This window comes from Nonomuraea bangladeshensis (genome assembly GCF_039529455.1).
In the GTDB taxonomy this organism is placed as follows: domain Bacteria; phylum Actinomycetota; class Actinomycetes; order Streptosporangiales; family Streptosporangiaceae; genus Nonomuraea; species Nonomuraea bangladeshensis.
Map to the genome: position 1 here is coordinate 17685 of NZ_BAAAMV010000026.1, position 14416 is coordinate 32100.

Below are 14416 nucleotides of genomic sequence, written 5' to 3' on the forward strand. Positions count from 1 at the left end.
CAAGCCCGCCGCTCGCCCCGCGCCACTAGGAGAATCGTCATGCCCGTCACGCGCATCCCACTCGGCTTGCCGCGTTTCGACGCCGAGGCCATCGCCTACGCCGCCGCCCGTCTCACACCGCGCGACTACCAGATTCTGGAGCACCTTCTCCATCATCGGGTACTGACCACCCATCAGCTTCAGCGGCTGTTCTTCACCAAGCCACAACCCACGCGCCGCCGTCTGGGAGTCCTGTACAAACTCAACACGATCACGCGGTATCGACCCTGGAGCCCCTACGGCGGCTCAAGCCCTCACCACTGGGTTCTCGGCCGAGCGGGGGCCGAGCTCCTCGCTCTGCGCCGCCATACCACCGTCAAAGAGCTGGGCTATCACCCGGACCTTGCCATGTCGATCGCAGTCTCGTCCAAGAGCGGCCATCAGATCGGCGTCAACGACTTCTTCGTCCACCTCGGCCACCTGGCCCGCCACGACCCCAAAACTCACCTACGGGCGTGGCTGTCGGAAAAGCAGTGCGCCAAGATCTGGGGCGACCTAGCCCGACCAGACGCCTACGGCTGCTGGTCCGAGCACGGCCATCAGGTCGACTTCTTCCTCGAACACGACACCGGCAGCATGACCCTCGCGAAGGTCACCAACAAACTCGCTGCCTACGCCGACCTCGCCGACACCACCGGCATCACCACCCCGGTGCTGTTCTGGCTGCCGAGTCGCACCCGGGAGAACAATCTCCGCTCGCTGATCACCACCGCTGACCTCCCGATCGCCACCGCCGTACAGACTGACCTCGACGACGGCCCAGCAGGACCCTGCTGGCTCCCCACCACCGCCAAGACCGGCCAAAACCGGTTGCGGCTGGCAGACCTCGCCAGCGGCTGGCCGCATCTCGCCCTCGGCCAGACCACCGAACAAGCCGCCACCGGCGAAGACGACAGCGAGCGCCTCTACCGCATCGTCGGCGAGGAGAACAGGTGAAGGCAGCTGCGGCCGGCGCCGCCCTCCTGCTGCTCATCATCTTGGCGTTCCTCGCAGCCGCCACCAGTCTCCTGAGCACCTCCGGGACACCCGGCGGCGTCGCCTGCGAAGTCACAACCACGACGATGAGCAGTACGGCCGGCGAGCCGGTCGCCACCCCGGCTGTCGCCAACCAAGCCTCCGCGCCGATCCTGGACGGCGAGCAGCAGGCGAACGCAGCGCTCATCGTCCAGATCGCGATGGAACGCGGCCTCCCCGCGCGGGCGGCGGTGATCGCTCTGGCCACCGCCCTACAGGAGTCCAAGCTGCGCAACCTGCGCTACGGCCATCTGGACTCGCTGGGCTTGTTCCAGCAACGACCTTCCCAGGGCTGGGGAACCACGGAGCAGGTTCTCGACCCTCGGCACGCCACAGGCACCTTCTATGACCGCTTGGTCAAGGTGCCGCGTTGGGAACAACTCCCGCTCACTCGCGCCGCCCAGGCGGTGCAACGCTCCGGCTTCCCCGATGCCTACGCCCAGTGGGAGCCGATCGCCCAGGGCACCGTCGATGCCCTGGCCGGAACCTGCGTCCTGCTCATCCCCGGAGAGCAGATCGCCGCCGTGCTCGCCTACGCTCACGCCCAACTCGGCAAGCCCTACCTGTGGGGAGCCGAAGGTCCTGCCGCCTTCGACTGCTCCGGCCTGACCATGCGCGCCTATCAAGCCGCCGGGATCTCGATCCCCCGCGTTGCCGCCGATCAGTGGCGGCATGGCCCTGCTATCCCACCCGGCCGTGAACAGCCCGGCGACCTCGCCTTTTTCCGCATGGAAGCCGACGGCCCCGGGCACGTCGGCATCGTCCTCGGCAACGGCCAGATGATCCACGCACCCCACCAGCACGCAGTTGTGACGATCAGCAGCTACCAGCGCCCCGACCTGATCGGGTTCACCCGCCCGGCCCACGCGTCCACCGGCCGACCCGATCCACGCTGACAGACGCCACCGACCCCGAGCGGGTACCGCCCCAGCACGGCCTCGCCGTACAGGAACGCCTGATGGGCCGTCGCATGGCCCACGCGGGGCCGTCAATGGTCATGTACGGCACTTAGCCGCACGGCCGACCGGCGGTGACATCACGTCGCGCTGGCACTGCCTGGAACGCCCCTCTGCCCGCCCGATCTCGTGGGCCAACTGCTCGGTTCTTCCCGAAACTCGCAGTTACTATCAGCGACTTGGTCGATACTGCTGAGGAAGGACCCGTCGCGGCACCAGGTGAAGGAGACGCCCCATGTGCGCCGTGCGACTCGCCCCGCCCCCGCTCGTCGTCAGCCTCTCCTACGACCTCAACAACCCGATCAAGATTCGGGCCAAGCACAAAGTCGCCGGCATGCTCCTGCTCGACCGCGACCACGCCAACCGCCTCGAGCGAGGCTGGAACGTCCCCGGCGCCTACATCCTGCTCGACCGTCCGGACGCCGAGGGCCGGTGGGGAGCGTACATCGGCAAAGCCACCAAACCCGGACTCCGGCAACGCGTCCTCCAGCAGCTCAAAGACCGTGACCACTGGTACCGGGCCCTGCTCATCCGCTACGAATCCAACGACGACGAGACACTCAACAGCAGCGAAGCCGGGTGGCTCGAAAGCCGCCTCTACGACCACCTCGCCGAGGCCAGGCAGGTCAACCTGCACAACCGCAACCGGCCTCAAGACCTCACCCTCTCGGACGACGACGAAACCGGCCTGATCGACTACCTACTCCCGATTGAATGCGCTCTACGCCTCATTGGCCACACACTTCATCCCCGAAACCCCAACGGCCCAGACGGCGGCGGTCCCCTCGTCAAAATGATCAAAGGCGAGTCAGCGCCTGCGCAGGAGGCGCCAAAGCCCTACGTGAGCGTCTTTGGGTACGGGCCCAACCCGTATCTCCTTCAGAACCCAACGCCTCAGGCCCTTCAGGAACGCATTGCGTTGATCAAAGCAGGCAAGCATCCTCGAATCGTGGAAACGAATTCCCCCAGGCCGGTGTGATCCGGTGGTGCAGAAGGTCTGCCCCGGCCAGCACACTGTCTCTGTGCTGGACGGGGCAGGCCTCCTACGCCACCGGATCAGGCGCTACCGCAAGTAGCCCTGTCCCTTCTCTCCGCCGAAGATCCGGCAGGCGAGTTCCTCCTCGGTCGTGAGTACCACGGCGGGTAGCTCTGCCACTCCCATGGTCAGGGCCTTGTACAGGCGGTGCCAGCCGTCGATGATCAGCATCCCGCCGTTCGGAACGGTAGCCACGATCAAGGGCTCGGACAGATCCACCTGGGCGGCGTGCTCGGTGTCGATGGAGACCAGCCGGAGCATGCCCGCCCATTCCGCAGGCTCGATCCGACCCTGCGGGGTGCGGGCGCGGGTGAGCTTCTTGGCGGTGGTGATGTCCCACCTCCAGGCCAGCATCTGGAAGAACTCCAACCGCGAGCTATCGGCGCGGTCCGGGGCGGGTCCGCTCGTGGTCGGCGACTCGGGCACGCTGGAGGGATCGCCGGAGGCGATGCTGTTGCTCATGCCTCCGCCTCCTGCCCCGCCGAGCTGTCGAGAGCCTGCTCCGCCGAGGAGGCCGGCACAAGTCTCGTGACTTGAGTCAAGAAGGTTCGAGCCGCGTCTTGCCGGATGAGGGCCAAAGCCCGCTCGACGTGGGCCAGAGCAAGCTCGTGCTCGCAGCGCAGCCCAAGGACTCTGAAGCTCGTAACGGTGTCGAGCACGCTGGAGTCGTCATCCTGGTACGGGCTGATCCAGGAGACGAACCTGGCCACCGTCTGCTCCGGGGTCAGGCCTTGGCCGTGCTGGATGTGCCGGTCGACGAGCAGCCACCAACCGGCGAGTGTTTGGGCGTGCAGGACGTCGTAGAGCACCTCGGCGCTCAGCCGCTCACCTCGGCTCAGCCGCCGCCCGACGGTGTCGGCGTTGTGCTGCCGCATCTGGCGGGCCTGCTCGATCACCGCCTCGACCGACAGCGTCTCGCGCTGAGCTGAGCTAGAGGCGAGGGCTCTGCTCATGCCGGGTACTGAGGCGTCGGGGAGTTGCGGGTTACCCATGGGACTGTCCTTTCGTTGCGTGATGACGCCAGCGACGGGAAGCGCTGACACAGCCGGTCGAATGTTCACGGCGCAGCCGCCCTCGTTGAGGGAGCCGTTGGGACCGCTACCGGGTTCGGCGTCGAGCTGGTGGCGTGGCGGTTGGGCAAGGGGACGCCTGAAGCCGGAGCACCGGCTCCGACGCTGGGCTCGGCGAGGTGCTGGGTGAGAAGCTGACCGCTGGCGGTGAGGAAGTCGCGGGCGGCGATGCGTGAAGCGTGGGCGATTGCGTGGTCGAACAATGTGCCGGGTCGGGCGACCGGAGGCTCCCCGGTCAGATAGTGGCGGGCCCAGGAGCGCACCCGCCGTACCGCGTGATCGGAGGTCAGCTTCTTGCCGGTGATCTCCTGTTCCACCAGATCCCAGCAGGCGCGGATCGCGCGTGAGTGTGCGGCGACGAACAACTGCTCGCTGGACAGCCAGCGCCCGTTCTGCAGGGCGATGACCACCTCGGCCGCCGCCGCGTAGTAGGCGTGGCGCGCGGCGGCAATCTTCTCTGCGGTCAGCTCATCGAAGGAGCGTGCGTCTTCGGCCGGACCAGCGCTGGGCCCGGATGCGAGCGTGGTGCCGCCCGGCCCGCCGTTCGGGCGCGGGCAGCCGGGCTGGTAGTGGTCATCCATGGATGCGTTCCTTTCGTCGGGTGACATGAACCGCTGAAGGGAGAAGGTCACGGGGCGGCTGATCGTCCGGCGGCCTGCCCGCTGCCGCTCTGAACCGGCGCCGGTGCGACAGCAGCGGGCGGCGGGTGTCGGCCGCACCGTCACAGGTGGTACTCCCTGGCCGAGATCACAGGCTCGGCGACGGCGGGTGATGCGGTGTGGGCAGTGGGACCGCCGGCTGGACAGGCGTCTCGCGCGGGCGGTGTAGTGAGTGCGTCGGCGAGCGTCTGGGTCGCGTCTAGGAAGGCACGGGCGCCGCCTCGACAGGACTCGGCCATCGCCAAGGCGAACAGACCGCCGTTGGTCAGCGGGCGGGCGTTGATCAGCAGTTCCTGCGCCCGTTGCCGGACGATCAGCAGTGCGCTTGCGCCATCAACGGTCTCCTCGTGGCCGCAGATGAGGTCGGTGACCTGCTGCCACCACGACATCCGGTGGTAGGCGTAGGCGATACGGCCCAGGTCCCTGGCGCGCAACGTCCCCTCATCGTCCAGGCGAGCGAGGCGGTTGAGGGCCTCGCTGAGCTCATGCCGGGCGAGGTTGGCGTTGTGCTGGGCTAGATCTTCGAGTCGTCCCATGGTGAACTCCTTGATTGCCGGTTGGTGGGGTGGGACGGCGGGCAGCGCCGTGATATCCGGTACGGCCCCGCACCGGGGCCGTACCGAGCACCTGGGTGTCAGGCGGTGGCCAGGAGGCGGAAGGCGCGGGCCTTGATCTTGGCGTTGTCGTGGTCATCGAGCAGGGCCCGCTCCGCGCGCACCGTCGCTACATCGCGGCTGCCGAACACCGGACTCTTGTGGTCCAGCCGCTCTGTCACGGCGTTGTACGCGGCCCAGCGCGTGTTACGGATCGGCTCCTGGGTTGGGGCCTGTGCGAACAGGTACTCCAGCTCGCGCATGGTCAGGTCGTGGTTCCGCCTGGCCAGTTCCTTCGCGTCCGAGGGGAGCGGGTGGAGGCGGGTGGCGAACTGACGGAACTCCTTGAGGTCCATCGGGACGGCGAGGAGTTTCTCGGCCTCGGCGGCGAAGGCTTCGCCATGCTTCCAAGTGAGCTTGAGCGCCTCCCGGGCCTCCGCGATGCGTCCGGCCACGTTGCCGGTATGCCGGACGGTGAACTTCGAGGCGTGATTCGCCAGCGCCGCCCGTTCGGTGTTCGCGCACACCACCCGGACCGGGGTCGCAACGGTCGTGAACGCGCCCCACCCGTCATGCCGGGAGAACGCCGCCAGGTAGAGGTCTATCTGATCGAACCCACCGACCATTAGCGGCTCGGGGAGGCGCATGGTGACGAACACCCGCCGCCCACCGTTCAGCGACCCGCCCGTGTCGAAGATCGCCCCCGACTCGTCCACCAGCGTCTGCAGGAAGTCGGTGACGTCCTCGTTCTGCAGGATCTGGTAATCCCTACCGACACGGCCGAGGCGCTCCGGCTGACCGGTGACCGGGTTGGTACGCACCACGAGGAAGTCCTCGTCCGTGACCACCGGCTGGTCGGTGACCGGGTCGGTGACCTGACCGACCGGCACCTTGCGTACGTTCCACCCGGCGAGCTGGGCGTTGGACAGGAGTTCCTCAGCGGTCATCGGGCCAGGCGCGGTGTAGCCGAGCCCGTGCCAGCCAGGCTTCCCTGCGGCGGCGAATCCGGCCGAACCGTTGGCGAAGATCTCGATCTCGTGAGCCATGACAGTGCCTTTCTGATGCGTGATGTGATGTGCGGACATGCGGAACAGAGGCGGTTGTGCGGGTGGTGGTGTTCCGGCTCTGTACGGGCCGATTGGTGGGAGTGCCGTACGTCGGCGCGTTCCGGTCCGGTAGCGGGCGGGTCTGTAGGGGTGTCCCGCCCGCTACCGGATCGGGGCGTGCGGGCCGGTGTGAAGGGCGGCCCGGCTCAGCTGCCGTAGGAGGCGACCTCCGCGTCCGCCTCGCCGTCCGCGTCAGCGGAGGCGAGGGCGAACCGGCGGGGCCGCTCACAGGACAGCACCGCCTCGCCGAGACTGACCAGGCGGTCCAGGGCGTTGGCCACCGCGCCGGACGAACGGTTGATGACCTTCCCGATCTCGTACGGGGTGAAGTCCTTGTCCGGGAACGCGACCAGGTGCGCGTGAACCATGTCGCGCAACCCGCCCTGCCGCACCATGTCGCCCGCGCCCGCGCCGCTGGCGGACGTGCCCGAACGGTCACTCAACCCCGCGCGGGCCGGGGCGACGGTGCCGGTCAGCACCGCTCGTGCGGTGCGGTGTGCCGAAGTGACCTTCGTCAGAGCCATCTCCAGGCATCCCAACGCCATCACGGCGTTCCCCTCGTCCTTCGCCAGGATCGCCCCGCTGAGCAGGCTCGCTATCTCGGCGAGCTCCGCCTTCGCGCGTGCCCACGCCGGGTCCTCCGCCTCCGGCTCAGGCGCCAGCTCCGATGCGGCGGCCTCGGGGGCCGAACCGAGGTCGCGGTCCGTTCCGTCCGACCCCTGACCGGCCGCCTCGTCGGCAGTGAGGTCCTCCGGCTGGCTGACCGGCTCCTCGGTCAGGTTCCCCTCGTCGGCCCGCTCATCGACCGATGCTGGGTCAGTCGCCACGGCGGCGGCCCGGAGATCCTCCTCGTCTGGCGCGAGCGCCATGTCAGCGTCCGACGTGTCCGTGTTCGGCGTGGTGACCTCGGAGGACGCGACATCCGGTGCTCCCAGTGCCGGGGCCGAGCCGGAGTTGTCGGTGCTGTCGGTCGAGTCGGCGTCGGCGATGATCGGGAACCACCGGTCGGCCGCCCGGCCGCGCATGCCGCCGTCGCTCGCTCCCGGCTCTCGGCGAGCGCGGCCGTCCGCCTCGAACTGGTTGAGGATCTTGCCCGCCGCCATCCGGCTCAGGCCGGCCGCCGCCCCGATCGCCGTGGCCGACCCGCCCGGCTTGGCGTTCAGTGCCGCCCACACCGCCGCTACGCGCCCATCCGCGTCCGTGGCGGGGTCAGCCGGGGTGGCGGTCGCGGGACCGTCAGGGGCCGTCAAGGGCGCAGCGTCGGCTGGAATACTGACGACGGTTTCGGTGCCAGCGGGAACGGATTCGGTAGCGGTCATTTCCGAGTTGTGAATCGCCATTGCGTGACGCCCTTTCCGGTCGCGTTACCGGCCTCCGTGCGGGCCGGTGTTTTTCGGTTGCATCACGACCATCCCTCGCACATAACCAGACTCGCAAGTCGACCGGGCAATAAATGTCGTCACCCAAACGGCTGGAGAGGCTGCCCTAATAAACCCATCACTGATCTCCGGCAACGACTCATTGAAAAACTTGACATTATAGGCCTGCCCGGTTCTTCACACATTTCATTGGACGACGGCGAACGATACCTGGATGACCGAATCCGCGTCTCACATCCCGCGACTCGTTGAGCTGCTCGGCACTCAGAACGAGGCCAGCATGGGGGCCGGCCAGCGTCCAGGCGAGCGGCCGGCCGCGATGTCACTGAACGCAAAAGACACAAGAAGACAGAACGGAAGCGATAGAATCCCGCAGCCATTCACACGAGGACGCGCACATATTCAAAGAGTCGCCCCGAGGCGATTCGGGGCAGCCATCGCGACAGCCGAAAGCCGTCCGACCTAAGCGAAAGACACGCCAGGGGTTGTCGCGCTCTCAGCGGCAACACCGAACGCGACAACAAAACGTGACACCGAACGCGACACCGAACAACGCCCAGCTATTGAGCCCGCAACAATAGACGCGACACCCGCGCTGCCAGGCTCGCTCTTGCACTGGGCGGTGGGTTCGCCTCTCCCCTACGCGAGGCGAACCCACCCTGGCCCACCAGATACTCCCTCCGTACCGGACGGGCGGACCGGTATCGACGCCCACCTGCACGCCGGATGTCAAGCCCGCGCTCCCGCATCACTCGCGGGCACGGGCGTATCACCACTCAGGCGACGAGAGCCGCTACTGCGCCGGGCCTCTCCGAGCGCGCCGAGGACGCGCCCCGGCTTCACCAGCAATAAGCCGGTCGCGGCCCGCCTCCTGGTCACCCTCCCCGACCCGCACCTCCAGCTGGGAGCGGCCCCGACGCCTACCCCATGGCCACCCGCAGCCACCCGTGCGGCCGCCGAACCCGCACCGGGCCAGCAGCAGCTATCGCCCATGTGTCCGTCCCCGACCGTTCGGCGGCCAACACCCCTGATGGCGGCCCAACAGGCGTCAGCGTGCCGCTCAGCCCCGGTCCCGCATCACCACCAGCCGCCCCAGCCGCATCCGCCCCCAGCGGCGGCGGCACGGTCAGCTTCGTCCGCCGCTCCGTAGTCGGCAGCTCAGCCGAGATCGGCAGGACCCGGCTGGACTCCAGCGTGCCTCGCCGGCTAACACCGGTCACGGCTGAGTCTGACTTGAGCGTGACGATCTTGGGCGATATCGATGAGAGGGTCTGCTCCAGCTCGCCGGGACTAGGGGCGCTGATCATGACATGCTTACCGCGCATCGCCAGCCACCGATACCGCACCACCAAGAAGGCCCAATCGGGCCTGGCCCGGCGCAGCACGGCCAACGCCTGCTGCGCCCACGGCTCCTGCCCAAACTCGGACGCGGACTCCTGGGCCGCGTGCGATCTCAACTCGCCTCCCACAAGCCCCATCGAGGGCCCAGGCCGGCGACTTCCTTCCCGCTGGCCGAGCAAGGTTCACTTCCCGCAGCCATCAAGACGTCGGAGAGGCCGACCGAATGATGGCCCGATATCCCGCCCGCAATTCCCTCTACGGGTGCACCGTCATGGCAAGCGGTGGCACGATCAACCGCCCCGACCGCCGGGCTCTGACGAACCGCGTCACTTTTTCGAGGTACACAGGCAGTTTCGCTGTTGAGAGCGAGGTCGGCCCAGACCGCGTGCCCAGTACTCGCATCACCAGCGACTCCCATTCGGATGGCCAGCTCAGCCACTCCGAGCAAGCCCCGCCCGTACTCAGCCGTCTCGGGTACCGAACCGGGCCTGCGGACGAAGTCCGGGACGCAGCCGCCGCCCAGGTCATAGACCACGATCCGGACAACGTCCGTGCCACGCAGTACTTCCACCACGAAGAAGCCCTGCGCTTGCCCCGAGCGTGTGTGCCGCAGTGCGTTGCTGACCAGCTCAGCCGTCACCCACCGAGCATCATCGGCCCGCCCGGTGCCGGCCAGAAGCTGCTGGACCATCTGCCGCGCGGGAGCTGACTGATCCGCTCTCCCAGCGAAGGCCCGCCGCCAAGCCATCCCACTCCACAGCTGTGAGGAGCGGAACGTCGACATCACCAGCCCTGGCGCCAGATCCGGGAACTCCGCCACCCGCGGTTGCTGGTCACAGGACCGTGACGTCTGGTCCAAGATCGCGTGCTGATTGCGGTTGTCCATGCTGGTGTCCCTTCCGGCCACGCCCCGGCCGATCCCGGAGCAACCAGCACGATCACGCACCTCGCTGCCCGAATCACATCCCCAACCCACACACCCACCGGCACCGCACCCCGACCTGCGGCAACACTGGCGGTGGCACCGCCAACACACGGCGATCAGCTCGGCGATCACCCCATACAGGGACTGGAGCTCCTGGCCAGAGCCCGCCTACCGTCCCCGGAATCCCGACTCGGGACCCGCGTATCGCGTACTGAATCGCCAAGGGGGACTACCTCATGTCCGGCACCGGATACCAGACACTTCTCGATTGCCGCCGCCGCAGCCGGTACCTGCGCCAGCATGGCTTCACCACTGACCAAATCGCCGTCATCCTCGCCCTGGATTACCCCGCCACCCCACTACGCCTCTACCGATACGCCATCGGGCTCACCGCAACGCAGACGGTCGATGCCTTCCACCGACTCGCCGGAACGAACGGAGCAGGGCTGCGCGAATCCCGCCTGTATGACCACGAGAACTGGCCGCGAACGGGTCGGCGCCCCTCGATCTTCACCTTGCGCCTGCTGGCTCGCATCTACGACACCCACCCCGTCCGTCTGCTCCCGGTCGACGCTCTGGCCACCTACTTGAAGCGGGACCAGCACTCCATCCGCTTCCTCGGATGCACGGACAGCTCTGGAGATACGCCTATCCGATAAACCGCTCGTACACCTGCCGAGCCTGCGCACTCGGCACGGCGTCGATCTCCGCCATCCGCTCCTTCAACAGCTCGAACGAACGCCGTACCGCGGGCAGGCGCCCCAGCTCACCCTGGATCGACATCAGCAGGCACCACAGCACCTCGCTGTGCGGATCGACACGCTCCACCGCCAGCCGCAGCACGTCTACCGCTCGATCGGGGTCCTCCGTCCGCGCCAGCTCGGCGAATCGCTCAGCCGCATCCACTGCCTGCCGCTGAGCGGCCTGCCGCAGCGGGAGCACCCACAGATCATCACGTCCATCCAGCAACGGCCCCCGGTACAGGGCCAGCATCTCCTGCAGCGCAGCAAGCCGGGCGGCCCTTCCTTCCACGGTGCCCGTTCGCACGAAGGCTGCCTCGAACCTCCACAAGTCCACATCGAAGTAGGCGGCCGCCAATCGTCGGCGCTGTCTCACCTTCACCACGAACTTCACGCCGGCCCCGACACCCGACGCCTGCCGCATCACCTGATTGAGCTGCCGAACCGCCGACTCCAGCAGGCGACTCCCCCGGTCACCGTTGCCCGCCCACAGCGTGTCGATGATGCCCTCCGTCGACACCCCTTCTGGCGACGTCGACAGCAACGCGAACAGGTCGGACGCCTCTGCGCGGCCGAAAGACACCTCAGTTCCCTCGTAGGACAGCCGTAGCGCTCCCAGCACTTCGGCCTTTGCCTTCCCCGCAGCCGCCACGAACTGCGATGTCATCAGCGCTACGGAGGTCGACGCTCCTGCCGGACCTTCCAGGACGCCTGTTCCACCTGCATCTGTCTTGGTCCTGGCCAACCGAGGCGCACCGACATTGGCCTCTTCCTCGGTCTTCTCTTCCGCTTCCTCCATGCGACAGTCGCCGGCGACGAACCCCGCCACAGCCGCGTCGTTTTCCGGTGTCACAGGGGCTGCAGCAACCGAACCATGGCCTCGCCCACCTTCGAGGGGGTAGGTAGTAGACCCCGCCGAGGAGCCCGAGAGCGCAGAACCCAGCCGACGGCGCCGACGGATAATCAGCGCACTCCCTACGAGCATGACCAGCAGCCCAAACGCCAGCGCGGCGCCCAGCGGTCGCGCCCCCTCAGACGAGGCCTCAATACGATGCCCCGTCATATCGCCTGCACCGCCACTCGCGGCAGGCAACAGAGACGATCGAGATATCGAGGGCGACGGGGAGGGCAGCGGCGAAGCGGTCGGCCTGATCCGGGCATCACGCTGCTGCAAGCGCGCACCATTGTCCTGACCGTGCCTGCGGTCGACGCGCCTGATGTTGTCGCTCCTGCCCGGAGCGGACCCCGCCGGCCGATTCGGCCGCCAGACCGTCTCCCGCCTCCTGCGCGGCTCGTATCCTCCTCGCCGCTTGCGCGGCTCAGGCGCAGATACGGCCACCGGCGTCGGCCGGGGAGGCTTCGTCCTTGAGGGCGAACTCTTCGGCGTCCATTGCACCTGGGGTCTCAGCGATGGCTCCGTATTCTCCGGCATCTTCCGGGCCTCGGCTATTCGCTGTCCGAGATCGACGGGCCGGCCCTCCACCAGATCTCCGTGGACCAACATGCATAGCTTCTTGACGTCGAACATCTGACGCGCCTGCTCCGAGACCCATTCGGTCGGGCAATAGGGATCTGCATGAGCCAGGGCCACGCTTGAATCCCCCAGCAAGTTGAACGTCAACGCCCCCGTGATGATGATTCGGCACAAAAGCTCAGAAGCTTCGCTCTTCCAGTCATTTGTAAGGCATTCCCGAATCACCAGGTTCCTCCAGAGGGGTTTGACTACGTCAACGATTTACCATCACGCCCCTCGCACCACGACAAGGAAAGAGAATGCGCATCACAAAGACTTGGCCGGAAGGACCGGGCCCGTATTCGACGATTCGGCTGTCCGAGTAGGTAAGGCCTCCTACTCGGGCGCTGGCGCTAGCAATGTTTAAAATGCCAACCTGGCTGCCGTTCCCCTTCTTGACGCTCTTGCCGGAGGGCTACAGGCAGTGACCTCGAAGAGGCATGGCAAGCCCTGGACCTGGCGCAGGCTATCAGTGCGATCACCTTGAATTGGTGCGACTCGTTGGCTCTCATGTCACCGCAGGGGGCTGAGCGTTGGGGTGCTGGAATGAAAGTGCGAGTGCGAGGTCGCGGCGACTTCTAACTGCCCAGAGGAACTGGGATACCACCGTCGGAATCCGGCATTCTCGACCTTTGCGCGGTGAGCGCTCGCGAGCTTCAGCCCACCCAGTCAAACGAGTGTCGACGACGCGTGAATACTGACCCCCAGGCGACGCTCGGGTTCTAGTGCTTGTCGCAACACACCTGATCATGGAGGGCGTGTTGATGGCGAGGCGAGGGCCCAAGCGCAGGCTGGATGTGGAGTCGGAGTACTGGCGGCTGGTGCTGTCCGGCGTGGGAACGGTCGAGGCGTGCCGAGCCCTCGGAATCGGGCGCAAGACCGGATATCGATGGCGGGCGGAGAACGGCGGGCTACCTCCGGCGCGGCTGGCTGAGAGTGCCCGGTCGAGCCGGTTCTTATCGCTGCTGGAGCGGCAGCGCATCGCGACCTTGCGAGCGCAGGGCCTGGGAGTGCGCGCGATCGCCGACCGTCTGGGGCGTTCCCCGTCGACTGTCAGCCGCGAGCTGCGGCGCAATACGCTCCCGCACGATCGGGGCGTCTACGACGGTGATCTCGCTCATGCGCGAGCGCGGCAACGGGCCCAGCGCCCGCGTCAGGGACGGCTGCTGGAAGACGAGCAGCTCCGCGCGGAGGTGCAGGCCAAGCTGGAGCTGGACTGGAGCCCGGAGCAGATCGCCGCGTACTTGCGCAGTGCGTGGCCGGACCGGCCGAGCTGGCACGTCTGCCACGAGACGATCTACCAGGCGCTCTACCACGGCGGCAAGGGCGGCCTGAGCCGCAACCTCACCCGCCGGCTACGCACCGGGCGACCGTTGCGCAAACGCCGCCGCCGGCCCGATCAGCGTCAGCCGCGGTTCATCGCACCCGCGCTGCTCATCGACCACCGGCCCGCCGTCGTCGAGCTCCGCCATCGTGTCGGAGACTGGGAGGGAGACCTGATCACGGGGCGGTTGAACCAGTCCGCGATCGCCACTCTCGTCGACCGCAAAAGCCGCTACCTGCGCCTGGTCCCGCTGCCAGCTCGCCATGACGCGCAGGCCGTTCGCGATGGTCTGATCGCTGTCCTCGACGGCCTGCCGCCGGCCGTGCGGCTGACGCTGACCTGGGATCAGGGTGCTGAGATGGCCTGTCACGACCAGATCGCCGTCTACCTGAGTGAAGGTGTCTACTTCGCCCATCCAGGCAGCCCGTGGCAGCGTGGCACCAACGAGAACACCAACGGGCTGCTCCGCCAGTATTTCCCCAAGCGCACCGACCTGTCCGCTCACACCGATGCAGAGCTACGCGCCATCGAGGAACGACTCAACAACCGTCCCCGGAAAGCACTCGGCTGGCGCACTCCCGCTGACGTCTTCCATGAAGGTCTGGCACTATGACTGTCCGTCACCGTTGCGATGATCACTCGAATCCGCCCTAGAACCCGAGCGTCGTCAGGGGGTCAGAATTCGGCCGTCGTTGACAACGTGTTGGCGCAAGCTGCGAGC

Annotated in this window: 13 protein-coding genes; 5 read left to right on the top strand and 8 right to left on the bottom strand. The window is 67.3% G+C overall.

All coding sequences use genetic code 11. The features are described 5' to 3' along the window. Nucleotides 1-39: 39 nt before the first annotated feature. The 3 genes from ABD292_RS48070 (at nt 40) to ABD292_RS48080 (ending at nt 2988) form a co-directional block, all read left to right on the top strand. Nucleotides 40-975: a replication-relaxation family protein gene (locus tag ABD292_RS48070; RefSeq protein ID WP_344220071.1), complete on the top strand. Its 936-nt coding sequence runs from the start codon at nt 40-42 to the stop codon at nt 973-975. Next, on the top strand, nt 972-1949 hold the full coding sequence (locus ABD292_RS48075; protein WP_344220073.1) for a C40 family peptidase: 978 nt from the start codon (nt 972-974) through the stop codon (nt 1947-1949). The genes ABD292_RS48070 and ABD292_RS48075 overlap by 4 nt, the downstream gene beginning before the upstream one ends. Nucleotides 1950-2244: 295 nt before the next feature. Next, on the top strand, nt 2245-2988 hold the full coding sequence (locus tag ABD292_RS48080) for a GIY-YIG nuclease family protein (RefSeq protein ID WP_344220075.1): 744 nt from the start codon (nt 2245-2247) through the stop codon (nt 2986-2988). An 84-nt stretch (nt 2989-3072) separates the two neighbouring features. Here the strand turns inward: ABD292_RS48080 and ABD292_RS48085 are convergent, their stop codons facing one another. From ABD292_RS48085 to ABD292_RS48115, 7 genes are all read right to left on the bottom strand, one after another. Then, nucleotides 3073-3507, bottom strand: coding sequence for a ParB N-terminal domain-containing protein (locus ABD292_RS48085; RefSeq protein ID WP_344220077.1), 435 nt, complete (start codon nt 3505-3507; stop codon nt 3073-3075). Then, entirely contained in the window at nt 3504-3998 is a 495-nt protein-coding gene (locus ABD292_RS48090; RefSeq protein WP_344220079.1) for a hypothetical protein, read from the bottom strand. Before ABD292_RS48090 ends, ABD292_RS48085 begins: the two co-directional genes overlap by 4 nt. Nucleotides 3999-4102: 104 nt before the next feature. Then, on the bottom strand, nt 4103-4696 hold the full coding sequence (locus ABD292_RS48095; protein WP_344220081.1) for a hypothetical protein: 594 nt from the start codon (nt 4694-4696) through the stop codon (nt 4103-4105). 140 nt (nt 4697-4836) lie between these two features. Further along, nucleotides 4837-5310, bottom strand: coding sequence for a hypothetical protein (locus ABD292_RS48100; RefSeq protein WP_344220083.1), 474 nt, complete (start codon nt 5308-5310; stop codon nt 4837-4839). 98 nt (nt 5311-5408) lie between these two features. Next, nucleotides 5409-6413: a DUF932 domain-containing protein gene (locus tag ABD292_RS48105; RefSeq protein WP_344220085.1), complete on the bottom strand. Its 1005-nt coding sequence runs from the start codon at nt 6411-6413 to the stop codon at nt 5409-5411. A 206-nt stretch (nt 6414-6619) separates the two neighbouring features. Next, complete coding sequence (locus ABD292_RS48110) at nt 6620-7723, bottom strand: hypothetical protein (protein WP_344220087.1); 1104 nt, start codon at nt 7721-7723, stop codon at nt 6620-6622. A 1582-nt stretch (nt 7724-9305) separates the two neighbouring features. Continuing rightward, the gene (locus ABD292_RS48115; RefSeq protein ID WP_344220089.1) at nt 9306-10079 is read right to left on the bottom strand and encodes an ATP-binding protein; all 774 of its coding nucleotides are present in this window, start codon (nt 10077-10079) and stop codon (nt 9306-9308) included. 275 nt (nt 10080-10354) lie between these two features. On the opposite strand from ABD292_RS48115, the gene ABD292_RS48120 reads away from it, so the two are divergent. Further along, a complete protein-coding gene (locus ABD292_RS48120) occupies nt 10355-10777 on the top strand; it encodes a hypothetical protein (RefSeq protein WP_344220091.1) in 423 nt (140 codons plus the stop codon). Here ABD292_RS48120 and ABD292_RS48125 read toward each other — a convergent pair. Then, nucleotides 10767-11687 carry an AfsR/SARP family transcriptional regulator gene (locus ABD292_RS48125; RefSeq protein WP_344220093.1) on the bottom strand — a complete coding sequence of 307 codons (921 nt, stop codon included), beginning with the start codon at nt 11685-11687 and terminating at the stop codon, nt 10767-10769. The genes ABD292_RS48120 and ABD292_RS48125 overlap by 11 nt on opposite strands. Before the next feature lie 1433 nt (nt 11688-13120). Between ABD292_RS48125 and ABD292_RS48130 the strand changes: the two genes are divergently transcribed. Beyond that, nucleotides 13121-14308 carry an IS30 family transposase gene (locus ABD292_RS48130; RefSeq protein ID WP_344220095.1) on the top strand — a complete coding sequence of 396 codons (1188 nt, stop codon included), beginning with the start codon at nt 13121-13123 and terminating at the stop codon, nt 14306-14308. Nucleotides 14309-14416: the final 108 nt, after the last annotated feature.